Below are 23,046 nucleotides of genomic sequence, written 5' to 3'. Positions count from 1 at the left end.
CCGCCGGCGTCACCATATCCACCCGCACCCCAACGCTGAGGAGCACCATGACCAACATCGGCACCGCACCCCTGCCCCGCGAACCCTACGCGGGCCTGCCCGAACTACCCGAATTCACCCTGACCTCCACCGACATTCAGGACGGCGGCACCGCCCCCGAATGGATGCGCTCCGCACTCTTCGGCATTGCTGGCGGTCAGGACCGTTCCCCGCAGCTGTCCTGGAGCGGATTCCCCGAGGGCGCCAAGTCCTTCGTGCTGACCTGCTTCGACCCGGATGCGCCGGTCCCCAGTGGCTTCTGGCACTGGACTGTCTCCAACATTCCCGCCAACGTGACCAGTATTGACACTGGCGCGGATGCACCCGCCGGCGCCCTGACGCACCGCAACGACGCCGGTGTGGCGGGCTTCCTGGGTGCTGCCCCTCCGGCTGGTCACGGCCCGCACCGCTACATCTTCTGCGTCACCGCCGTGGATGTGGAGAAGCTCGACATTGACGAGAACACCAGCCCCGCCGTCGTGAATTTTAACCTGCTCGGCCACGGTCTGGGTCGTGCGTTCCTGACCGTCACCTACGCGGAACCGGCGGCATAGCGGCACGCCGGCACAGTCTCACCAGCCCCGCCCACCAACCAGCCCTGCACCCTGACCAGCACCGATACACCCCACCATTGAAGGCATATCTGCATGATTAAACTCATCGCCAGCGACCTGGACGGCACCCTCATCGGGCACGACTTCCGATTCCGTCCGCGGACCTTGCGCGCCCTTGAGGCCGCCCGCGCCGCCGGGATTGATATCGTCTTCGTCACCGGCCGCCCGAGCCGCTGGCTCACGCCCCTGCGCGAGCAGACCGACTTCGACTCCTACGCCATCTGCTCCAACGGCGCCGTGGTGTACCACCTGGGCGCGAACGAGGTGGAAGAAGTCAACGGTGCAGACCCCGCGGTGATTGCCCGTACTCACGAACTGCTGGAGCCCATGTTCCCTGACGCCACCTACACCCTCGAAACCGTGGACACCGTCTACATTCAGGGCCCGCACGACGGCGGCGAGGTACTTGAGGGCGCCCGCGTGGTGGAGGCGAAAATCGCCGAGGCGCTCGAACGTATCGGTTCAACTCCGGTCATTAAGTACCTGATTCGTGTGCCCGGCATGGACCCGGATATTCTGCAGGCGCGCGTGCATCAGGCGGTCGGTTCGCTGGTGTCGGTGACTCGCGGCGTGGTCGGTGAGCCGCTCGTCGAGATGGGTTCTAAGACCGTGAATAAGGGGCGGATTTTGGAGAAGTTCGCGGCACGCCACGGCATTGAGGCGCACGAGGTGATGGCGTTTGGTGACATGCCGAATGACGCGGAGATGCTCTGCTGGGCGGGGGAGGGCTTCGCCATGGCGTCGGGGCAGCCGGCGCTCATTGCGAAGGTGGGGCGTACCTGCCCGCCCTTCCATGAGGACGGTGTGGCGCAGACGATTGAGGCGATGCTCGCCGAACGGTCCTAGCCGCCTAGCACTAGCTATCCAGCACGAGCCATCCGGTGCTAGCGGCTGGGTGAGCCTCCGCAGACATAACTCAGACATAAACTTTTATGTCTACACATAAAAAACATTTGAGTCTAGACTCAAATTTTTGTGTCTGATTTATATCTGATTTGTGTCTAAGTAGGGTGGTAGCTGTGTGTAACGTCCAGAAGACGCAAAAGCGGCCCGGATGGAAACCAATCCATCCGGGCCGCTTTTCTACAGCCTACGCATCAGGAGCATTACTCCAACGGGCGGTGAAGAACTTAGTGTCCCTCAGTGCTCTTCTCAGGGTCGAAGGGCTCTAGCGGGTCGCCAGCGGCCTTCGTGTACTTCGCGATGAAGGTCATCAGGTGGAAGATAATCAGGGTCGCAGCGGTACCCAGAGCAATACCGGCGAAGGACAGCTCACCGAAGGTCCAGGTGTAGTCCGCAATACCCACGATCAGCGCCACAGCGGCGGTGGTCAGGTTAATCTGGTTCGAGAAGTTCACGCGGTTCTCGCTCCAAATACGGGCACCGAGCATACCGATCATGCCGTACAGCACGGTTGCGGCACCGCCCAGAACACCCGCAGGAACGGTCGCAATTGCCGCACCGAACGCGGGGAACATGGACAGCGCAATCGCGAAAATAGCAGCCACCCAGTACGCCGCGGTGGAGTACACCTTGGTTGCAGCCATCACGCCGATGTTCTCAGCGTAGGTGGTGGTACCCGAACCGCCACCCATACCGGCGATGGTGGTTGCCAGGCCGTCCGCCATGAGGGCGCGGCCCGAGTAGTCGTCCAGGTTCTTGCCGCTCATCAGAGCAACAGACTTCACGTGGCCGATGTTCTCAGCCACGAGCACCAGGATCACGGGGATGAACAGGCCAGCGAGCTCCCAGTGGAACTCGGGGGTCTGGAACTGCGGCAGGCCAATGATGCCCTGGGTCTGCACAGCCTTGTCAATCTTGGAGAAGTCCACCTCACCGCGAATCACGGCGGTGATGTAGCCGATACCCACACCCAGCAGGATAGACAGGCGACCAATAATGCCCTTGAAGAGCACCGAAATCAGGATGATGGAGCACAGGGTCACCAGCGCGGTCACCGGTGCCACCATGAAGTTGTCCTTAGCGCTCTTTGCCAGGTTGAAACCAATCAGCGCCACAATCGAGCCGGTGACAACCGGCGGCATGAGCTTGGTGAGCCAGCCGGTGCCAGCAAACTGAACGATCAAGCCGACCAGGAACAGGGCGATACCCGCCATAACGATGCCGCCGAGGGCGCCAGCGGGGCCGTGCGAGTTCATGGCAGCCGCCAGAGGCGCAATGAACGCAAACGAAGAACCCAAGTAGGAGGGGACGCGTCCGCGAGTAATGAGCAGGAACAGGACCGTGCCGAGACCCGAGAAGAACAGGGTGGTTGCCGGCGGGAAGCCGGTAATAATCGGCACGAGGAAGGTTGCGCCGAACATTGCAACCACGTGCTGCGCGCCAATGCCGATAGTAATCGGCCAGGCGAGGCGCTCGTTCGGGGCGACGAAGGAACCGGGCTGAATGCTTCGACCGTCGCCGTGAATCGACCAGTCAAAGCCGAGAAGTTTAGAGATGCTCAAAGGGAGCTCCTGAGGTGAATGTGGTGGTGTATAAAATTCCACATAATTCTACGCGCATATGGGTGTAGGTCACAGCTAAACGCCTATAAATATGAGCAGAGATACGTTAATTAGGGCATAGTCTTTTTTTATTGTGGGCTCCATATCCCGTATATAGCCCAGAATGCATCAATACCCCGTATATGCAATTCAAAGCATATACGGGGTATTGATGCAAAGAGCGAATAAAAACACTCGCTATACGTAGCTCATTAGCTTAGAGAGCGTCACGCAGGTTCTCCAGGTGATCGTAACGCGCCAACTCATATCGCAGGTGACCTTCGGTCGGCGACTGAACCGGCAGGAACGACGCCTCACGCAGGCGACGAGCAGTCGGGGAAGTAGCCACGTAACCGGCGCCTCCAACAACCTGCAGCTCAAAGTGAGTAGCAATGGTCGCAAAGTGCGAAACACCCAAACGCAAGCTCAGCAGGTCACGACGCTCAGCACGCTCCGGCTCAGACGCCAGGCGAACCAGCTCCTCACGCAGGCTCTGGTACTCCGCCAGAATCAGCGGGAACTCAGGACGGAACACACCCTGGGAGACGTCCAGATGCTTAGCAGCCTCCTGTAGGGCACCAGCGGCAAGACCCAGGCAGAATGACGACTGAACCAGCAGGAACGGCGCGGTCACATCGTGCAGGAACGCCTCAATGTTGTCGCTGAGAATGTCCTCGCTCGGAACGAAAACGTCCTCGAACTTCAGAGTGCCAGACTCGGTGCCGTTCAGTGCCAGCAGGTTGCGGTGGTAGTCAACACTCAGGCCCTCGACGTCCTGGCGGACGGTCACGATGTAGCGGTTCGGGTGGCTTTCCGGGGCGTTCTGCACAGCCACCGGAAGAACAATCACGCCGCCCGGGTACAGGTTCGACGCCCACGACACGGAACCGTTCAGCTTCAGACCGCCCTCAACGAGGGTGCCCTCCACCTTGATCGGTGCCAGACCCGAAGCCTCCTTGTACGCCGCCGCCATGGCGGTGGTGCCGCTGACGGTCGCAGCCGCCAGACCGGCGGGCAGCTCGCGGCCCACAGCGTCAAAGAACGCAATGGTGGAGCGGTGAGCCCACAGGGAGAACGCCGTGGAGGCGTCCTCGGTGGCAAGGTCGAAAGCCACCGAAACCTGGGGGACCAGGGAACCGCCGTCGCGACCCAGGGTAATCAGGCCGTCCTTAGCGATTTCGCGCAGGTTTTCGAAGGGAGAACGCTCGCCGCGGTCAACAGCATCTGCGTGGGTTCGGGCGAGTGCGAGCACCTGCTCGCGCTGGGGGTAATCGTAGAGGGGTTCGAGAGTGAACTCGGACATGGGGTTTCTCCTAAGCGGGGAGCATCGCGTCTATGCGTGCAGCTTGAACAGTCGGTCGATGGGGGTGCTGACGGCCTTACGGGCGCGAACAACAGCTTCTTCGTCGGGTGCGTCGTAGAAGCAGAGGCACTTTGCGGTGTCTTCGCGAACGTAGGTGCGCAGGAAGGAAACCTCGGGTACTTCAGCGTACTTGGGGGCGTTTGCCTTCTTGCGGGTCAGGTACTGTTCCATAGTAATCTCTGCGGGGATGTCCCACTCAACCAGGTAGTCTGCGTCCTTCTTGAGCTTCTTGATGTCTTCGAGCTCTGCTCCGACCAGGCGGACTGCGTCGGGGCCTGCGACGGTTGCGCGCTCACCGATTGCTGCGGCGAGGTCGGGGCCGAATGCGGTGTTCTCGGATTCGACGATGACGAAGACGATCTTGTGGTCTGCGGAGACCTGGGTTTCGATGAGCTCGGCGCCGTTGGTCAGGGACGAGTTGACGGTCTCGATGAGTGCGGTTGCTTCGTCCTTGGACGGCTGTGCGGGGGTCAGTTCTACCAGGTAAAGTGCCATGATTTTCTCCTCGGCTAAGGGTTGAAGGGTCGTGCCGGAAGGTTTTCCGGCTCGTTCTGGAATCACCTTAGACCTGTGGTTGAGGGCTGTCTAGTAGATTTCTGTTCGTGGCTTAATGCGTCCCTTTTTGACCCTGTGTTTCGTCACGCGCGTTCACGGGGAGACATAAATCGTCACAGTTCCGCACATCAGAACTCGCCTGCGGCCGCAGAATTTTCGCGCGGGTTATCGAACCCGATGGCGCGTCTATCCGCGTCGTCCTGCTCGTGCCGCGAAGTTGTCGAGGGCGCGGTTGAGAGCGGGGACAGTCCACACTTTTTGCCCCTGAATTTTGACGCGTTCTTCACGCAGAATCTGCAGCTCCACCATGCGGTTGAGGAGGCGATACACACTAGCTCGGGACCCCTGTGTGTGCTCCTCCACCATGTGTGCAGTGAAGGCGGGCTCAGTGCAGCACAGGTCAGTGAGGGAACGCAGGAGAGGGGTTTTACGTTGGGCAATGGACAGCACCTCATCGCGCAGGGTTTCAATGTCTTGCGCCAGGATTTCTGCGTTGGTGATTGCCTTCTGCGCGGCGTCGATGAAGAGCTCGATGATGGGCTCAGCATCGCCTGCACGGTAGTCGGTGAGCGCCTGAATGTACCCGTCGGTATCGTGCAGCAGCCCGGAGGAGACGGGCAGAATCACGTGGCGAGTGACGCCGCGGGCGAGCAGGAGCGCGGAGATGAGGGCTCGTCCGGTTCTGCCGTTGCCGTCAGTGAAAGGGTGGATCGTTTCAAATTGGGCGTGCGCGATAGCCGCCTGTGCGAGGGGGTCAATATCGCGGCGGTTCATGAAGGCTACAAGGTCTTCGAGGGCGGCAGGAACCCGCTCGTGATGCGGTGCCACATAGTCGGCGGTTACCGGCGAATCACCCTTAATCCACACCCATTGGGTGCGGAGTACACCGGAGTCCTGCTGCAGGCCGCGGGTCAGTTCGCGGTGCATCGCGAGGATATTATCGACGCTAATGTTCTCTGCGGTGTTCAAGGCTGCACGCATGGCGTGAACATTGCGCGCCACCAGCTCGGCGTTAACGCCGACCTTCGACCCGCTTGCACCCAGGACAGCCAGTGAGAGCCTGCGTGCGCTAACGGTGAGGTTTTCAATCTGTGAGCTGGAGGCGGATTCGCCGCGCAGAAGAACCGCGGAGAAGGGGATGCCGCCGATGTGGTGGAGCCGCTCATCGAAGCGGGTCATTGCGGTGGCGTTCTCTTGGAGGCGCACTCGCAGTGCGGGGCTGAGTTCGACGTTGAGTGCGGCAATGGAGGCGGGTACGGCGCTGGAGAAGGCGCCGGAGTTGCGGCGCGTTGCGCGTCGGGAGGCGAGGGCGTCACGGTGAACCCAGGGGGTTTGCGGCTCCCATGTGAGAGCGGGCCAGGTGATGGCTGAGGGCATGGTTCCTCCTCCCTCCTCCTCTTCATCGGTGTCGTCTTGCTGGTCTTATGGGGGGTCTTAATAAGACAATACACTTCGATTTTCTTATTAAGGCGCTTAATAAGAAAATTCGCGCGGATTGTCTCATTAAAGAAAATGTCCCGAATGCCCCTAAACCCGCCCCTCCTGAACCTCCCTTCAACATTCCGGCGCTCCGACTGCTGGCACATACACCAGGGCATGCACCAAGTGCATACAGCAAGGGCCCCGAACCCTTGGTAATTCAAGGATTCGGGGCCCCTAGCCTAATATACGCTCGCCTATACACGCTCACGCCGCCTGAAAACAGCGAGTCAGCAGCCTAGACAAGCAGCTTTGTGGCTACTTCACGCCGCGCATCATCTTCTGAACCGGCTTGTGCACCAGGAACAGCAGAATACCGGTCGCGATGGTGATAATACCCATCCAGGTGAAGTAGGGAACCTCAGTCTCCATGCTGTAGAACGGAGCCAGCCAACCGGAAAGCACGGTACCCATTGCCACGGAGGTGAAGTACAGCGCCATCATGTTCACTCGGTGCGCCTTCGGGGCGAGTTTGGTCGCCAGCGAAATACCCACCGGTGAAATAATCAGCTCGGCGATGGTGCAGACGAACAGGATCAGCACGATCCAGCCGACGTTCACGCTCTGAACGCCCGCCTGAGCGAGGAAGATCCAGAACGCCAGGCCGATGATAATCAGCGCTGCGGAGAACTTCAGGGTGGTGACCGGCTGGCGGTCGCCCCACTTGGTCCACAGGGCGGAGAACATCATGCCGAAGATGATGATGAAGACGGGGTTGATGGAGTTGACCAGGTTCGGGGTCAGCTCCATGCCCAGGATGTTCCAGTTGAGGCGCTCGTCCGAGTACACCGCCATGACGGTGAACTGCTGCTGGTACAGTGCCCAGAATACGGAGTTTGCAATCCACAGGGGGATGAATGCGGTGACGCGGGAACGCTCATCAGCGGTGACATCCTTAGCGGTCAGCATCTGTGCGAACAGGGCGATAGCGCCGATGAAGATGAAGCCCATGACCCAGTTCTTGAGGTTGTCTGCGGTCATCAGGCCGGTTGCCAGCAGGATGCCGAGAACGACCACGATGCCGACCAGCGCCAGGGCGAAGTTGCGCTTCTGGGCACCGGTGAAGGGGGTGTCCACGTGGTGTACGGAGGCGGGCAGGTTCTTGCGGGTCAGCGAGTACTGAATCAGGCCGGCAGCCATGCCGATTGCGGCAAGACCGAAGCCCATGTGGAAGCCCCAGGTGCTCCAACCCCAACCGGTCAGGAGCGGGCCAAGCAGCGCACCGGTGTTCACGCCGATGTAGAAGATGGTGAAGCCTGCGTCGCGGCGGTGGTCGTTGTCCGAGTAAAGGGAGCCGACGAGCACGGAGGCGTTACTCTTCAGGCCACCGGAGCCGATAGCGACGAGCAGCAGACCAATCACCACACCCGGAATGCCGGGGATGAGGGAGAGGGAGATGTGACCCGCCATAATGCCGATAGCGGAGTAGAAGAGGGTGCGCTCGGGGCCGAGGAGGCGGTCACCGAGGATACCGCCGAGGATTGCCATGAGGTACACGACTGCACCGTACGCGCCGATAACGCCGGTGGCGAGGTCCTTGTCGAGGCCCAGGCCGCCCTTGTCGGCGGTGTAGTACAGGTAGTAGATCATGATGCCCTGCATGCCGTAGAAGGAGAAGCGCTCCCACATTTCTACGGTGAACAGGTTCGCGAGCATGCGCGGGTGGCCGAAGAAGGTCTTGGTGTCCTTGGGTTCGGCACCTGTGATGGTGTGAGACATGGTGGTAATTCTTTTCTGTGCAAGCCCGGGGTTCTGTGTGACCCGGGCAATATGTGTATAAGTGTATACCCTGAAAGGTGCATATGTATACATGTGGTGTTCCTGTATTTCAAAGATTTAACTATCAGTCAGTGCATGAAAAACCATTTCGATTTTTTCGTATGCATCATTTCCGAATCTCACAAACCCCCAAATACCGGGCTAGATGCGCCACGCACCCCCAAAGCGCTAGAGTGGAACCATAACTATGCCCACCCGGCACCCCACCGTGCCGACCGGCCCGTCCTCATTCAATTCAAAGGAGAACCCCATGACTGCTGTACCCCAGGTTGACCCCCGCGACGTTCCTGCCGGCGCAACCATCATCGACGTGCGTGAAGACTACGAGTGGGAGGGCGGCCACGCCACCGGCGCCAAGCACATCACCCTCGGCACCATCGCTGAGCGTCTGGAAGAACTGCCCGCACCCGGCGAGGACTTCTACGTCATCTGTCACGGTGGCGGCCGTTCGAACCGCGCGGCAACCTTCCTGCGCGAACACGGCTACGCCGCACACAACATTGCGGGCGGCACCAGCGCATGGTTCGCTGCCGGTCTGCCGATGACCAGCGAAAACGGCGAAGCACCCGCAGTCGTTCACTAAACCGCCAGTTCGCCTGTACGCCATACAATGGAGTCCGTGACTGAAACTTCCGCGGACCGTATTTTTTCTACCCCGAACGCTCCCGCTTCTGCGTCCCCTCATGCCCTGCCGAGTATTCTGCAGAGCATCCCGTGGGATGCGCAGACGCGGGAGCTTGTCGTGCGCCCGCTTCCTTTCGCGGTGAACTGCGAGGAGGCGTACCCGCTGCTGAGCGGTGGCGCTGAGTATTCCTTCTGGCTGGATTCGGCGCGCGAGGAGTCGCCCATGTCGGTTGCCTCGTATGTGGGTGTGGTTCCGGCGCAGCTGTCGCCCCTGCGCGTGGATTCGGCGCGTGCGGCGGCTGAGTCTGGCGGGGAAGACCCCTTCGCCCAGCTGGAGGCGGCGCTCGCCTGCGCACCGCGTGTGCACCCGGATGCGGCGGCGGCAACCGGTCTGCCCGCGGGTTTGCGTGGCGGTTACGTGGGCTATTTCGGCTATGAGGCGCGTGCCGCCATGGGCATGGAGCACAGCCACCCGGTGCCCGGCTACCTGCCGGCGCATGAGGCGCCGACCCCGGATTCTCTGTGGTTGCCGGCGGTCCGCTATCTGGTGCATGAGCATGCCCGCCCGGGGGCTGCGGCGCGTAGCTGGCTGGTGGGCGATGAGTCGTGGTGTGAGGCGGCGGAGCGGCTGCTGAGTGCGGCGCTGACTCCGGTGCTGAGCGCGGCGGGGGAGTGCGCCTCCGAAAATACTCCCGTCAACACCCCTGACAATGCCCCTGAGCTCGCCGAGCTCCTGCTCTTCCCGGCACCCGCCGCGGAAGCCTACATGGACGCCGTCCGCGCTAGTCAGCACGAAATCTACGAGGGTAACAGCTACGAGGTGTGCCTGACCGCGCAGACGGTCGCGCGCATCCCCAATCCGAGCCCGGAGCTTTTCTTTGAGCTGTACCGCCGCCAGCGCGCCCACAATTCGGCGCCGTATGCGGCGTATTTGCGGTGCGGTGATTTTTCGGTGCTTTCTTCTTCGCCGGAGCGTTTTTTGAGTGTGGATACGCACCGCAACGCGCAAACCAAGCCGATTAAGGGCACGGTACCGCGCGGCGCCACCCCGGAAGAAGATGCCGCAGCAGCGGCATGGTTGCGTACCGATGAGAAGACCCGCGCTGAGAACCTCATGATCGTGGATTTGCTACGTAATGACCTGTCCACAGTGTCTGACCCGGCGTCCGTGCGCGTGCCCGTGCTTATGGGAGTGGAGAGCTATTCGACGGTGCATCAGCTGGTGTCTACGGTCAGTTCGCGTCTGCGTGAGGGAATTTCTGCGGTGACCGCCGCGCGGGCGTGCTTCCCGGGCGGTTCGATGACGGGTGCCCCGAAGCCTTCGACCATGCAGATTATTGAGGGTCTGGAGGGTCGCGCTCGCGGCGTGTATTCGGGTGCTCTGGGCTTTGTGTCGGCGGATGGTTCGGCGAACCTGTCGATTGTGATTCGCACGCTCGTGGCGCACGATGAGGGCACGGTGACTCTTGCCGCGGGTGGCGCTATCGTGGCTGATTCCGACCCGACCGCCGAGTATGAGGAGATGCTGACGAAGCTGCGCGCCGCGTTGCCGCCGTCGGTAGGTTGCGTGGTGGAATAGCCTAGCGCTGGAATAGCACAGGGAATAGCCTGCGCCGCCTGCACGTGAGCCGCTACACTTGAACTATGACTAAGCTTTCTGAAAACCTCCCCATTGAAGAAGCCCGTGAACGCCTGCGCCAGCTGATTATGGAGCTGGCTGTGGTGCGCGGGCACGTGGTCCTCGCCTCCGGCAAGGAAGCCGACTACTACGTTGACCTGCGCCGCATCACCCTGCACCATGAGGCTTCTCGCCTGGTTGGTCAGGTCATGCTGGACCTGCTGGATAAGAACGGCATCGAGTTTGAGGCTGCTGGCGGCCTGACCATGGGTGCTGACCCGGTGGGTACCGCGATTATGCGTGCCGCTGGCGATCAGGACCGTGCGATCGACGCGTTTGTGGTGCGTAAGGCTCAGAAGTCTTACGGCATGGGTCGTCAGGTGGAGGGCCCGAGCGTTGAGGGTCGCCGCGTGGTTGCTGTTGAGGACACCTCCACGACCGGTGGTTCTGCGCTGACCGCTGTTGAGGCGCTGCGTAAGGCTGGCGCTGAGGTTGTGGCGGTTGCTGTGATTGTGGACCGTGCGACCGGCGCTAAGGAGCATGTGGAAGAGGTTGCGGGCGTTCCGTGCCTGTACGCGTACTCGAAGGATGAGCTGGGCCTGGATTAGTCTCTACTGGTTTGGACTAGGACCTCGTGAATTTTTAAGACGTTCCCGTTGCGGCGGGTGAACCCGTGCCGCTGGCTGCTGTGTGTGGCTGGTGGCGCGGGTTTTTGTCTGTAAGATGGCTCTGTGGGCGCCGGAGTGGTGCTGGTTGTTGGCGTGAAGGTGGTTGTGATGGTTGAGAATCGTGAGGCGGCTGAGGCTGTACCTGCGGAGGCTGTGCCTGCGGAGGCGGCTGTAGCTGAGGCTGTTGAGGGTACTGAGCAGGGTACTGCCCGTTTTGAGGTGGGTGTGGGCCCGTGGGAGGGCCCGTGGCCTGATGGTGACCACTGGGATGAGGAGCTGCTGCGTGAGGGCGACCGCCGTAACGTGGTGGATAAGTACCGTTACTGGTCGATGGACGCGATTATTGCTGACCTGGATACGCGCCGCCATGATTTTCATGTGGCGATTGAGAATTGGCAGCATGATTTGAATATTGGCACGGTGGTGCGTACTGCGAATGCGATGTTGGCGAAGGAGGTCCATATTATTGGGCGTCGCCGGTGGAATCGTCGTGGTGCGATGGTGACGGATCGTTATCAGCATGTGCGTCATCATCCGACGATTGAGGATTTTGTGGCGTGGGCGCAGGGTGAGGGTCTGGAAATTATTGGTATTGATATTTTTCCGGATTCGGTGCCCCTGGAGACTTATGATCTGCCGAAGAAGTGTGTGCTGGTTTTTGGTCAGGAGGGCCCGGGCCTGTCGGAGGAGTTGCATGCGGCGGCTAGGGATACTCTGTCGATTGAGCAGTTTGGGTCGACGCGTTCGATGAATGCGGCGACGGCTGCGGGTATTGCGATGCATGCGTGGGTTCGCCGCCATGTGTTTGGCCAGATTCCGTCGTAGTTCGGTGGCTGTTTATGAGGTGTTTAAAGGTTCCGATGCGTTGTGTGCGCGTCGGAACCTTTTTCGTTGTGGTTTGGGTGGCTTAAACCACGCATGAAATTATCTAGGCGTGTTAGTGTTAACGCAAATCACAGGAGATGTGAGAATCGCACTCTCAATTTCGGTTTAGGGTATGCGATGGATTTCCTGGCTTCGGCTCGCCAATGGTTGCGGGTTGTGCATATGAATGACCGCGACGTCATTCCCCTGAAAGGAGTCGGTAACAATGAAGAAATCTGCTGCTCTGTTCGCCTGCTTTGCTTTAGCTTTAAGTTCTTGCGCCGCTGCGCCTAAAGATACTAGCCTCAAAGCCCAGCTGGATTTTGAAAATAACTACATTACTCTTCCGCTCGATGAATACGACATGAGTGACCAGGCCCTAGATATAACATATAGGGCGTATTTGTTGATTCTTAAAGAGTGCTATGCGAAAAAGGGATACGATTTTGAAATTCTAGAAAACGGCTTGGTTTCTGGCAACGCCTCCCAGTACGGCTCCTGGAACGTGAAGCATGCGGCGAATCATTTTACGTCCAGCAAAGTCAGAGAAGAGCAGGAAAGGATTTATGAGAGCATCCCTGAAGACGTCAGGGCCAGCTGCCGCGAAGAGCATCGGGAAGAACTGGATATGCTCTATTTTGATGAGGCTGATGAGAAAAAGTACCGCCCCGTCGGTCGTATCAGTGGCGAAGCGTACCAGCGTGCGCAGGCTGACCCTGAATGGAAGAAAGCCCGCTCAGATTGGTGGGACTGCCAGCGTCAGGAAGGGTTGACGCCTCGCACCGGGGACGGTGAATGGACGAGCAAAGAAACGGCCAATCTGAATGCTGATGATCCCAAAGTGTTGGAGGAGGTTATCCGCCTGGCAACCATTGAAGCTCAATGTAGTGAGAAGGTGAGGTTGGCTCAGCGTCTGGGTGATCTTGAGGCGTCCTATCAGGGGCCTTTGATTGAGAAGAATCAGGCGTTGCTGAATGATTTGAAGGCCTATCGTGACGCGAAGATAGCCAAGGCGCGTGAAATTATCGCCACCCACCAGTAGATATCAGCGACAAGCAGATAGGAGCCCTTGGGATAATTGGGGTAACTCCGTTTGAACGTTACAACAAGGTATGGAGGAGGAAAAGCCTATGCGTAAGGCTCTCTCTGCGGTAGCAGTATTCTGCCTGCTGGGGGCGTGCGTGTCCTGCTCCAACAGCGCCGAGCGGGACACCTCACGAAAAGCTGTTCTTGATTATTCAAAGAACTACGTACACCTTCCACTGGACGAGTACGCCTTGGATGAACTAACACTCCGTACGGTGAGCACGGCGTGGCACACGCTCATGTCCGAGTGCTATGCGCACCACGGGCAGTCCTACGCCGTACCCTCAATAGACACCCCGCAACCGGGAGGCCTATACGGCAACTGGAACGTTGAGTACGCCAAAAAGTACGGGTACTCCCAGAAGGAATCCCGAGGCCCAGAAGATTCAGCATCAGACGACATCAACACCCGGTGCCAAGAAGAGGTGAAAGCCGCATTCTCTGACGTCGAACTGGACGAAAAAGAATACCGGTATGTAGGAGAGCTCAACTCACAGGCATACACCTACGCCTCCCAAACCGATGAGTGGAAAAATATTCGCTCAGAATGGTGGACCTGCCTGCGTGAACGCGGGCTAACCCCCAGGGAAGGAGAGAGCGACTGGATGTCCGAAGAAAGCGCACATCTCATGACCTCCTCCCAAGGCAACGAAGAAGCTAAGCCGGAGGAAATCCGCCTCGCAACTATCGAAGCGGAATGTAACCAGAAGGTGGGTATGGCTCAGCGTCTGGGTGATATTGAGGCGTCCTATCAGGGGCCTCTCATTGAGAAGAATCAGGCGAAGCTCAACCAGCTGAAAGAGGAGAAAGAAAAGCGTGTGGCGAGGGCGCGTGAGATTATCGCCACCCACCAGTAGCCACACCCGCTGAAGGGCAGAACGGGCGAACCAGCCGCAGAATGCCCACAAGCAAATTTCATAAGAAGGAGCCGGGGAGTGTCACCACTCCCCGGCCCTCACTTTATTCACTCTCAACCTCGCAGCCTCCGCTGGCGCACCTTACAGGCCCACCAGCTCAAGGCCACTCAGCGTCAGGTTACTTAGCCCTTTAGCCCACCGGAACGTTAACGTTCACCAGCGAGTACAGATCCTTCGGATCATCCGGGCTAGCAACCAGGTCAATGAACTGCTGCAGGTCGGTGTCCTGCGTAGCCGCACGGGCATAACGCAGACCCGAGAAGTCAGCAATCGCGAAGCCCACCGAATCAAACAGGGTAATCTGCTCATCCGACACGCGGCCCGGCTCCTCACCGGTCAGAACCTTCCAGAACTCCACCACGGGGAAGTCCGGGTCCTTCTGCTGAATCTCGCCCTCAATGCGGGTCTGCGGCGGGAACTCAACAAACACGGTGGAGCGGTCCAGAATTTCGCTTTCCAGCTCAGTCTTGCCGGGGCAGTCGCCACCAATAGCGTTCAGGTGCACGCCGGGCTTCACCTGGCGGTCCAGCAGAACCTTCGCCTGCTGCTTATCGGCGGTGCAGGTGGTAATAATGTCGGCACCCTCAACAGCCTCGTCCACGTCCTTAGCCAGGTGGATGCGGAAGCCCAGCGGCTCCAGGTTACGGCGGAACTTCTCCATCGCGTGCGGATCAACGTCGTAGACGGACAGGTCCTCAATGCCGAGCACAGCGCGCATACCCAGCGCCTGGAACTCAGACTGCGAGCCGGTACCAATCATCGCCATCTTCTTCGAATCCTTGCGTGCCAGGTGCTTAGCAACCATGGCGGACACGCCAGCGGTACGCAGCGCGGTCAGCAGGGTCATCTCAGCCAGGAACACCGGGTAGCCGTTGTCCACGTCAGCGAGCAGACCGAACGCGGTCACGGTCTGGAAGCCGCGTGCCGGGTTCGACGGGTGGCCGTTCACGTACTTGAAGGAGTAGGTGATGTTGTCGGAGGTGGGCATCAGCTCAATCACACCGAAGGGGGTGTGGGAGGCGACGCGAGGGATCTTGTCGAAGCTCTGCCACTTCTTGAAGTCTTCTTCGAGGAAGTCGACCATGCCGGCAATGATGTTGCCTACGCCGTCCTTCTGAATCCACTTCGCCATCGAGGCGACGTCAACAAATTCCACCGCGTGTGCGCTAGGACGTTCAGTCATGATTTTCTCCTTTGAATATCTGCACAAAACTTCTTTGTGCATCTGGTGGTCACTGTGGATATCTATTATCTCAAAATATATTGCAGGACACACCCTTTTAGAAATGCTGTAAATATGTACTTTGCTTTATGTATTACACGGATGTAATACGGAACGAACACGAAAAGACGTGCAGGGAGGGGGCCCTAGAGCTCCTGGAACCTACGGGCTAGGGTCTAGAACCCCCTCATCGCCTTCACCGGGATTTCACTGGGATATCACGGAATCGGAGGCTGCCGTCGGGTTAGTTGCCCTTCGGCTTGTCCTCGTCCTCAAGGTCCAGTTCACCCAGGTCAATGTGGGTACGAGGCTCCGGAACGAGCTTCTTCACCACGGGGCGGGCAGCAATCACAGGCACGGAACCGGTGTATCCTTCACGGACGCGAGCAATCTCGTTGACGCGGTCACGAACCGTGTACCAGCCGATAATCAGCAGCGGAATAACCACCAGCAGCGATGCCAGGGTGTAGGTACCCACCGGGTAATCCAGAGCCATCAGCACCATCACAACAGCGAGGAACACCATCACAGCCCAGTCGCTGAAGCGACCGCCGGGTGCGCGGTAGTTGGGGCGCTTGTACTTGCCCTCACCGACCAGCTTCAGGTACTTCTGGTGCGACATTGCGATAGCCGCCCAGCTAGCCATGGTGCCCACGGATGCGATGTTCAGCACGACCTCGAACGCCTGCTCGGGAACGAAGAAGTTCAGCACAACGCCGAAGAGGCCAATTACACCGGTCAGCAGAATACCTGCCACCGGAACGCCGGAGCGGGACACCTTGGTGGTGAACTTCGGTGCCGAACCTGCAACACCCATCGAGTGGAGAATACGGCCGGTGGAGTACAGGCCAGCGTTCAGCGAGGAAGCAGCCGCGGTAATAACGACCAGCTGCATAATCGGTGCGGTACCGTCAATACCGATAGCGTCGAAGAAGGTCACGAACGGTGACTCTGCATCCTTGTATGCGGTGTAGGGCATGAGCAGGCAGAGCAGAACCACGGAACCAACGTAGAAGATCGCGATACGCCAGATCACGGTGTTGATAGCGCGGGGGATAACCTTCTCAACGTTCTTGGTTTCACCACTGGTGGTGCCGACCAGCTCAATACCGGCGTAGGCGAACACAACGCCCTGAACCACGATAAGAGCGGGAAGAATACCGTTGGGGAAGAAGCCGTCATTGGCTGCAATAAGGCTCAGGCCGGGGGTGACGCCGTTGATGGGTTCACCGAAGACCAGGTACCAGATACCTACCGCCATGAAGGACAGCAGGGCAAGAATCTTAATGAGCGCGAACCAGAATTCCAGCTCACCGAAGAGCTTCACGGAGATGAGGTTCAGGGCCACAGTAATGACAACGATGATGAATGCGCTGAGCCACTGGGGAATATCTGCGAAGAACTGGTTGTATCGACCGAACCAGCTGATGTAGATAGCGATAGCGGTGGCGTCTGCAACGGCGGTCATTGCCCAGTTCAGCCAGTACAGCCATCCGGATACGAATGCGGCCTTTTCGCCGTAGAATTCGCGGGTGTAGGAGACGAAGGAGCCCGAGGAAGGGCGGTGAAGGATCAGCTCGCCGAGGGCTCGAAGGATCAGGTAGCCGAAGAAGCCGATGACGGCGTAGATGACGGCGAGCATGGGGCCTGCGTCCTGCAGGCGGCTACCGGTGCCCAGGAACAGGCCGGTACCAATAGCAGAACCGATGGCGATCATCTGGAGCTGACGTGCGCCAAGCCCCTTGTGGAAGCCTTCCTGTTCGTGTGCGAACGGGTCGTCTGTGGGGGGCTTAGTGTACTGATCCGCTGCAGAAGTCTGCGGGTTCTTGTTCGGTGAGGTGCTCACGCTATACCTCCTTGGATAGTTACGTCTGAAGCACGTGCTACACGAAATGTGGTTGGGAACACGTCTGCGGGTTGTAATGACTATAGCACGGTAATTTAGGTAAATATAACCCGCATCACGTAATAATTTATATAAATATAACGCATATCTTATGAATATATTTGGTTCATGTTGTATTGTGTGGTTTTCATTGTTTTGTGAAATAGATTAATTGAACCCTGAGTCCAAAAAATCAATTACCCCACCACCGCACAGCACAAGAGCACCCACAGCGGGGTGCTCTCACAACCTATTCAAAACGGGGACTTAGCCCTCCATCAGCCGGTCAATCTTCGCCCGCAACGCGCGCTCACGACGATTCAACCACCACCAGCTCGGCCAACGCATCAACGACTTACGGCCCACCTGCACGACCGAGGGGAGCTTCGCCTCCGCAAGTGCCACATCAATCTCGTGGTCGCTCGCGCCCTCATCACGCATTTTCTCCATCAACTCAAGGGATTTCGCCATATCGCCATGCCCCAAAACATGCCGACTCTTACGCTCCAGAACCTCATCCAACTGGGCGCGCACCGGGGCAATAGCCGCCGCATTCGGATGCTCACGCTCAGCACGACGCTGCGCCTGGCGGGCACGCTTCTCACGCTTCGCGTCGAGCTGTTTCGGATTATTTTTAGCGCTCGCCTTGCTCATGGGAGGTTCCTTTCGCCGCGTCCGGGTGATGTGTGCGCTGGCCTGCACGCGCAGAAGACATCAAGTCATTAACACCTCTACTTTACCGCGGTATTTCGCGGAAATTTCGCTGCAGTAAACCCAAAAAAACCCACAAAAAATTAACGATAAATAAGTCGTATCTTGGTAAAATAGTGCGAGTAGGAGGCGTCTCGCGCGCCAACAAAATATGGTGAACCGGCCCAGCATCGGTAACCGGTCGCATCTATCCAAGGAGTCAGCATATGGCTATTGCAACCCCCGAAGTTTACGCAGAAATGCTGCAGACCGCGAAGGAAAAGGGCTTCGCGTACCCCGCAGTGAACGTGACCTCCTCCCAGACCCTGAACGCTGCAATCCGCGGCTTCGCAGAGGCTGGCTCGGACGGCATCATCCAGGCATCCACCGGTGGTGCAGCATACTGGTCCGGCGCTTCCAAGAAGGACATGGTCGTTGGCTCCTTGGCCTTCGCAGCATACGCACGCGAAGTTGCTAAGCAGTACGACGTGAACATTGCACTGCACACCGACCACTGCCCCAAGGACAAGCTGGACGGCTTCGTCCTGCCCCTGCTGGCAGAGTCCGAGAAGGCTGTTGCTCGCGGTGAAGACCCCATCTTCAACTCCCACATGTGGGACGGCTCCGCAATCGACCTGGACGAGAACCTGAAGATCGCTGCTGAGCTGATCGAGCGTACCTCCAAGGCAAACATCGTGCTTGAGGTTGAGATCGGTGCCGTTGGTGGCGAGGAAGACGGCGTTGAAGGCGCTATCGACGACTCCCTGTACACCACCGTTGCAGACGCAATCAAGACCGTTGAGGCAATCGGCCTGGGCGAGAAGGGCACCTACATGGCTGCTCTGACCTTCGGTAACGTTCACGGCGTGTACAAGCCCGGTAACGTTCACCTGCGCCCCGAGCTGCTCAAGGAAATCCAGACCGAGGTCGGCGCTAAGTACGGCAAGGGCGACAAGCCCTTCTACCTGGTCTTCCACGGTGGCTCCGGCTCCACCGAGCAGGAGATTGCAGACGCAGTGTCCTACGGTGTTATCAAGATGAACATCGACACCGACACCCAGTACGCATTCACCCGCCCCGTTGCTGGCCACATGTTCAGCAACTACGACGGTGTGCTGAAGGTTGACGGCGAGGTCGGCAACAAGAAGACCTACGACCCCCGCGTTTGGGGTGCAGCTGCAGAGGCAGGCATGGCCGCACGCGTGGTCGAGGCTTGCCAGCAGCTCGGTTCCGTCGGTACCTCCATCAAGTAAGGTGCTGTTCGCCCGCCGTAGCTCCCGTAGGTGCTGCCGGGTGTGAACCTAAGCTTCGTTAAGCGAAAGCGGTGCCCGCTTCCTCATCACGAGGAGGCGGGCACCGCTCTTTGCTATGTAGTTTAGAACCGGGCGAGCCGGGCGCTCGTTGCCGGCAGGGGCGGGTTTACTTGCCGCCGCAGCCGCAACCACCGCATCCGCAGCCGCCGGACTTCACAGCTACCGAACCGGAGGTGGGGATACCGTCGCCGGTGTCGCCACCCATGAGGTTCACGCGGTTACCGATCTCGGGGCCGCCGACCGGCTGGGGTGCCTTACCCGCCAGGGTTGCCGCGAAACCGGCGGGTTCGCCGCTCAGGTTCGGAATCATCGACGCCGCCGGGGAACCGGACGGGCCGCACGCAGCCGCTGCCGCGTTCGCCTTCGGCTGGGCGACCAGGTGGGCGCGGGAGAAACGCTTAATCTGCTCGGCGGTCGGGTACGCGAAGGACACCTTCACCTCGCCGTTGACCAGCATGAGCGGCAGAACCTCGATGCCGTTCATCTCAATCTGCTCCGCCACCGGTGCGCACTCTTCAAATGCGGACGGGTAGGAGTCGGTGGAGTACACCTCAATGTCCACGCCCGAATCCAGAGCCTCCTGTGCGGCGCCCAGGAATTCGGAGCGCTCCATATCCTGCGGATCCTCCGGGTTCTCACCGGGGCCCGGAATAAATACTTCAAGAACGGTTTCAGCCGCTTCAGTCATCAGTTTTTAGCCTTTTCTCTCTTATAGGCACCGGCTCGGAGGAGGGGTGCCAGTCCTTCACTAAGTGTACTCGCGACCTCAAGAGTGCAGAAGTGTGAGTTGAAGTTCCAGATTTGCGGAATATTTGCAGAATTCGAGTCGAATGACCCTCAGCTCGTGAGCTACGGGTTTAGGTGTTGTATTCTGAGTGCATATGCACCGGAGTGTGCGAACCCTGCAATTTAGGCAGGCGCCGCCCGGTGTGAAACCAAGAAGGCAACGACGCCCGCATCCGACGCGGACGCATCAGCGCTACAAATACACGCTATTCATAGCGCCACACGACCAGAAGGAGCATATATGTTCGGTTTCGGCAAGAAGAAGAAGGAAGCTGCCGCACAGGAAGCATCGTCCGCAGACGTCTACGTCGCACCTGTTACCGGCGAGTACCTGCCGCTGAGCGAAGTCTCCGACCCCGTTTTCTCTCAGGGCGTTATGGGCGACGGCTACGCAGTGAACCCCACCGCAGGCACCATCGTCGCACCCGTTGCAGGCACCATCGCACTGATTCAGGACACCCTGCACGCATTCATGCTCCGCACCGAAAACGGCGGCGAGGTACTGGTCCATATCGGTATCGACACCGTTGAGCTCGGCGGCGACGGCTTCACCAAGATTGCTAACGTAGGTGACAAGGTTGAGGCAGGCGCACCCATCATCGAGGTCGACTGGGCAGCTATCGAGGGCCGCATCCCCTCCAAGGAAACCATGGTGATGATTACCAACACCGCAAAGTTCAACATCTCCAAGGACTCTGAGGCACGCCGCCCCGTCGCAGCCGGTGACCGCGTCGCTCAGGCATCCAAGAAGTAAGCTGAACCAGCGAAAATAGCTCAGCTTCAACAGCGGTGAAAAACCTGCGAAAAATGTTTTAACGCAAAAGGTCGCGTCCTGTAGGCTCAATCGGGCTGTAGGCGCGGCCTTTTTCGTTACACGAGAAATTTTTTAACGCCGCATGAAATGCCGCTATTAAAAGCGGCGGAAAAGGAGGAACACATTCACCCGCATTACACCGCGGGTAAGAATGAGGCGCACATAATACCCTATTTTCCTGTAAACGCAGTGAATCACCGATAAAAAATCGTTATCCTACTTAGAGTTGTAGTTTGAGTTGAGAGAATCCGGACCCTCAGCTATAAACCAAAAACTTCAATGAACAACCACACACATTACGCTCAACTCATAAAAGAAAAAGGACTACTACGGTGACTGCATTCCCGAAGACCTCTAAGAATCTGAGCCGCCGCGGCTTCATCGGCGCCTCCGCACTGGCACCCGCCGCCCTCATGCTCCAGGCAGGCGAAGCCCACGCCGCAGCCAACACCCGCGCACAGCTCGCGGCAGTACACAGCGGCTCCCCCGCACATCAGCTGCTCTACAAGACCGATGAATTTTTCATCGCCCACCGCGGTGCCGGCAACATCAGCCCCGAGCACACCGCCTACGCCTACGCAGAGTCCGTACGCCGCGGCGCCCTCGCCGTCGAAATTTCCGTACGCACCACCAGCGACGGCCAGTTCGTCTGCATGCACGACACCAACATCAAGCGCACCACCGGTGCGTCCATGGACGTGCGCGGCCATACCCTCGCCGAACTGCGCCAGCACAAGGTTGACATGCGCCAAAACTTGGGCGAGAAGACCGGCCTGTACGACATCCCCACCCTCGAAGAAGCCATCGCCGCGGTTGACGCCGTACCCGCAGGCGGCGAATACGCCTCCGTCGGCGGCAAGAAGGTCGTACTGTTCCTCGAAGCGAAGGACGGCCCCGCACAGGCAGGCCTCGTCAAGTTCATCACCGAACGCGGCCTGCAGCGCCGCACCGTCATCAAGATGTACCGCGACGGCAGCGGCGGCTTCAAACCCACCTCCCGCTACCTGAAGCTTGCCAACTCCGCAGGCTGCGCTACCTGGTGCTACTTCGACGGTGGCGACCCCATCGACAAGATTTCCGCAATGGCACGCCACGAAAACGTGGACGCCATCGGCGTACCCTACTACGAGAAGCCGACCGGCGCTTCCCAGGGCTCCATGAGCGAGGAGAACGTACGCGCCCTCACCGGCCTCGGCAAGGCAGTCATCGTCTGGGAAATCCACCGCCGCTCCGCCTACGAAAAGTACAAGGCACTGGGCGTTAAGGGCTTCATGTGCCCCGACCCCTACTGGGTAATCGGTGACCCCTTCGACGCCAGCGTGAAGATTAAGACCGGCCAGCGTCCCCACGGCATGCTGCCCGCCGACCCCTCCGTCGCAGCGGACATGCCCGACCTGACCGGCGCAGCCATCGTGCACAACCAGCGCTACGACGAATCCGTGCTGCTCGGCCCTCTGGCGAACTACACCACTCGCGACAAGTACACTCTCGACTTCTCCATGAAGTGGACCAGTGCAGTGCCGAAGCAGGATGGTCACTACGGCTACATTGCGTTCGGTCGCGAACACGACGGCGCCTTCGGCATCGGCAAGAAGTTCGCTGCAAAGCAGGAAGACGGCACCTACGTGCTCGCCATCCGCCCCAACTACCGCGGCGGCTCCGTAGCGCAGATTCTCTGCTTCGAACCCAACCAGGCAAGCCCGCGCGTGCTGCACACCATGAAGCTACGCCAGAAGGTCACCACCGGCCAGGCACTGAACTGCAAGATCGTGCTGAACAAGAACAGCTTCTACTACACGGTCAACGGCCAGTACTCCAGCCCCATCAACCACAGCGCCTACCGCGGCCCGTACGTACACTTCGGCCGCTTCCACGGCACCAACGATGGCGGTCCTCTGGAGCTGACTCGAATCGAGGCACGCCAGTCCTGGATCTGAGAGAACCGGTGGGCCTAGTCCACCTGGGTGCCCGCCTCACCGCTGCTCAGCGGTGAGGGCGCGGGTATCGGGCAGAGCGGATGCAACACCGAGCATCCCTTCCGGGCAATGCCTTCCATAATCCTCAGCTAGGACTCTCGCGCGCTGAGCGAGAATCTATCCGAAGGGGGTCGTATCCAACGCGGATGCGACCCCCTTCGGCGTGCCCACGGTCTTTTTGGGTGGGGAGAGGGCGAGCGGGGCAGGGGAGAGAGCCGCTGGATCGGTTCGAGGAGCAGGGGAGCGCGCA

20 protein-coding genes are annotated in these 23,046 nt (G+C 59.2%); 11 read left to right on the top strand and 9 right to left on the bottom strand.

Annotation, left to right across the window (positions count from 1 at the left end):
- Positions 1–47: 47 nt before the first annotated feature.
- The gene (locus HMPREF2836_RS08600) at positions 48–593 is read left to right on the top strand and encodes a YbhB/YbcL family Raf kinase inhibitor-like protein (protein ID WP_070630098.1); all 546 of its coding nucleotides are present in this window, start codon (positions 48–50) and stop codon (positions 591–593) included.
- 93 nt (positions 594–686) lie between these two features.
- Positions 687–1,499: an HAD family hydrolase gene (locus tag HMPREF2836_RS08595; protein WP_070630097.1), complete on the top strand. Its 813-nt coding sequence runs from the start codon at positions 687–689 to the stop codon at positions 1,497–1,499.
- Positions 1,500–1,783: 284 nt separating this feature from the next.
- Here the strand turns inward: HMPREF2836_RS08595 and HMPREF2836_RS08590 are convergent, their stop codons facing one another.
- The 5 genes from HMPREF2836_RS08590 to HMPREF2836_RS08570 all read right to left on the bottom strand — a co-directional run bounded on the left by HMPREF2836_RS08590 (position 1,784) and on the right by HMPREF2836_RS08570 (position 8,273).
- Positions 1,784–3,118: a uracil-xanthine permease family protein gene (locus HMPREF2836_RS08590; RefSeq protein ID WP_070630096.1), complete on the bottom strand. Its 1,335-nt coding sequence runs from the start codon at positions 3,116–3,118 to the stop codon at positions 1,784–1,786.
- Positions 3,119–3,374: 256 nt separating this feature from the next.
- Entirely contained in the window at positions 3,375–4,460 is a 1,086-nt protein-coding gene (locus HMPREF2836_RS08585) for an acyl-CoA dehydrogenase family protein (protein ID WP_070630095.1), read from the bottom strand.
- A gap of 30 nt (positions 4,461–4,490) precedes the next feature.
- Complete coding sequence (locus HMPREF2836_RS08580) at positions 4,491–5,015, bottom strand: DUF4242 domain-containing protein (protein ID WP_005504223.1); 525 nt, start codon at positions 5,013–5,015, stop codon at positions 4,491–4,493.
- Between the two features lie 246 nt (positions 5,016–5,261).
- Positions 5,262–6,452: a Fic family protein gene (locus HMPREF2836_RS08575; protein WP_070630094.1), complete on the bottom strand. Its 1,191-nt coding sequence runs from the start codon at positions 6,450–6,452 to the stop codon at positions 5,262–5,264.
- A 360-nt stretch (positions 6,453–6,812) separates the two neighbouring features.
- A complete protein-coding gene (locus tag HMPREF2836_RS08570; protein WP_070630093.1) occupies positions 6,813–8,273 on the bottom strand; it encodes a peptide MFS transporter in 1,461 nt (486 codons plus the stop codon).
- 310 nt (positions 8,274–8,583) lie between these two features.
- Between HMPREF2836_RS08570 and HMPREF2836_RS08565 the strand changes: the two genes are divergently transcribed.
- The 6 genes from HMPREF2836_RS08565 (at position 8,584) to HMPREF2836_RS08540 (ending at position 14,050) form a co-directional block, all read left to right on the top strand.
- Positions 8,584–8,916 carry a rhodanese-like domain-containing protein gene (locus tag HMPREF2836_RS08565; protein WP_005504230.1) on the top strand — a complete coding sequence of 111 codons (333 nt, stop codon included), beginning with the start codon at positions 8,584–8,586 and terminating at the stop codon, positions 8,914–8,916.
- Positions 8,917–8,943: 27 nt separating this feature from the next.
- Positions 8,944–10,536 (top strand): anthranilate synthase component I family protein, encoded by a 1,593-nt coding sequence (locus HMPREF2836_RS08560; RefSeq protein WP_070630092.1) that lies wholly within the window; start codon positions 8,944–8,946, stop codon positions 10,534–10,536.
- A gap of 65 nt (positions 10,537–10,601) precedes the next feature.
- Positions 10,602–11,183, top strand: coding sequence for an orotate phosphoribosyltransferase (gene pyrE, locus HMPREF2836_RS08555; protein WP_005504234.1), 582 nt, complete (start codon positions 10,602–10,604; stop codon positions 11,181–11,183).
- Between the two features lie 123 nt (positions 11,184–11,306).
- Positions 11,307–12,068 carry a TrmH family RNA methyltransferase gene (locus HMPREF2836_RS08550; RefSeq protein WP_246822853.1) on the top strand — a complete coding sequence of 254 codons (762 nt, stop codon included), beginning with the start codon at positions 11,307–11,309 and terminating at the stop codon, positions 12,066–12,068.
- A 265-nt stretch (positions 12,069–12,333) separates the two neighbouring features.
- Positions 12,334–13,149: a hypothetical protein gene (locus HMPREF2836_RS08545; RefSeq protein WP_049350218.1), complete on the top strand. Its 816-nt coding sequence runs from the start codon at positions 12,334–12,336 to the stop codon at positions 13,147–13,149.
- Positions 13,150–13,237: 88 nt separating this feature from the next.
- Complete coding sequence (locus HMPREF2836_RS08540) at positions 13,238–14,050, top strand: hypothetical protein (protein WP_070630091.1); 813 nt, start codon at positions 13,238–13,240, stop codon at positions 14,048–14,050.
- Between the two features lie 190 nt (positions 14,051–14,240).
- On the opposite strand, the gene HMPREF2836_RS08535 is transcribed toward HMPREF2836_RS08540, so the two are convergent.
- From HMPREF2836_RS08535 to HMPREF2836_RS08525, 3 genes are all read right to left on the bottom strand, one after another.
- Positions 14,241–15,293, bottom strand: a complete 1,053-nt coding sequence (locus HMPREF2836_RS08535; protein WP_005504242.1) for an ornithine cyclodeaminase — start codon at positions 15,291–15,293, stop codon at positions 14,241–14,243.
- Positions 15,294–15,576: 283 nt separating this feature from the next.
- The gene (locus tag HMPREF2836_RS08530) at positions 15,577–17,178 is read right to left on the bottom strand and encodes an amino acid permease (protein ID WP_070630090.1); all 1,602 of its coding nucleotides are present in this window, start codon (positions 17,176–17,178) and stop codon (positions 15,577–15,579) included.
- A gap of 306 nt (positions 17,179–17,484) precedes the next feature.
- Positions 17,485–17,871 carry a hypothetical protein gene (locus tag HMPREF2836_RS08525; RefSeq protein ID WP_049342000.1) on the bottom strand — a complete coding sequence of 129 codons (387 nt, stop codon included), beginning with the start codon at positions 17,869–17,871 and terminating at the stop codon, positions 17,485–17,487.
- 263 nt (positions 17,872–18,134) lie between these two features.
- On the opposite strand from HMPREF2836_RS08525, the gene fbaA reads away from it, so the two are divergent.
- Positions 18,135–19,160 (top strand): class II fructose-bisphosphate aldolase, encoded by a 1,026-nt coding sequence (fbaA, locus tag HMPREF2836_RS08520; RefSeq protein ID WP_005507927.1) that lies wholly within the window; start codon positions 18,135–18,137, stop codon positions 19,158–19,160.
- A gap of 166 nt (positions 19,161–19,326) precedes the next feature.
- Here the strand turns inward: fbaA and HMPREF2836_RS08515 are convergent, their stop codons facing one another.
- The gene (locus HMPREF2836_RS08515) at positions 19,327–19,908 is read right to left on the bottom strand and encodes an arsenic metallochaperone ArsD family protein (RefSeq protein ID WP_070605210.1); all 582 of its coding nucleotides are present in this window, start codon (positions 19,906–19,908) and stop codon (positions 19,327–19,329) included.
- Positions 19,909–20,247: 339 nt separating this feature from the next.
- Here HMPREF2836_RS08515 and HMPREF2836_RS08510 point away from each other — a divergent pair, with 339 nt between their 5' ends.
- Together HMPREF2836_RS08510 and HMPREF2836_RS08505 are read left to right on the top strand one after the other, a co-directional pair.
- Positions 20,248–20,760, top strand: coding sequence for a PTS sugar transporter subunit IIA (locus HMPREF2836_RS08510; RefSeq protein WP_070593546.1), 513 nt, complete (start codon positions 20,248–20,250; stop codon positions 20,758–20,760).
- Between the two features lie 392 nt (positions 20,761–21,152).
- Positions 21,153–22,757 carry a glycerophosphodiester phosphodiesterase gene (locus HMPREF2836_RS08505; RefSeq protein WP_049326796.1) on the top strand — a complete coding sequence of 535 codons (1,605 nt, stop codon included), beginning with the start codon at positions 21,153–21,155 and terminating at the stop codon, positions 22,755–22,757.
- The last annotated feature ends 289 nt before the right edge of the window (positions 22,758–23,046 follow it).

It is taken from the genome of Rothia sp. HMSC065C12, from assembly GCF_001812085.1.
GTDB classification, from domain to species: Bacteria; Actinomycetota; Actinomycetes; order Actinomycetales; family Micrococcaceae; genus Rothia; species Rothia mucilaginosa.
The sequence above is the reverse complement of the archived record's forward strand: the minus strand, read 5'-3'. Positions and strand labels throughout refer to the sequence as shown.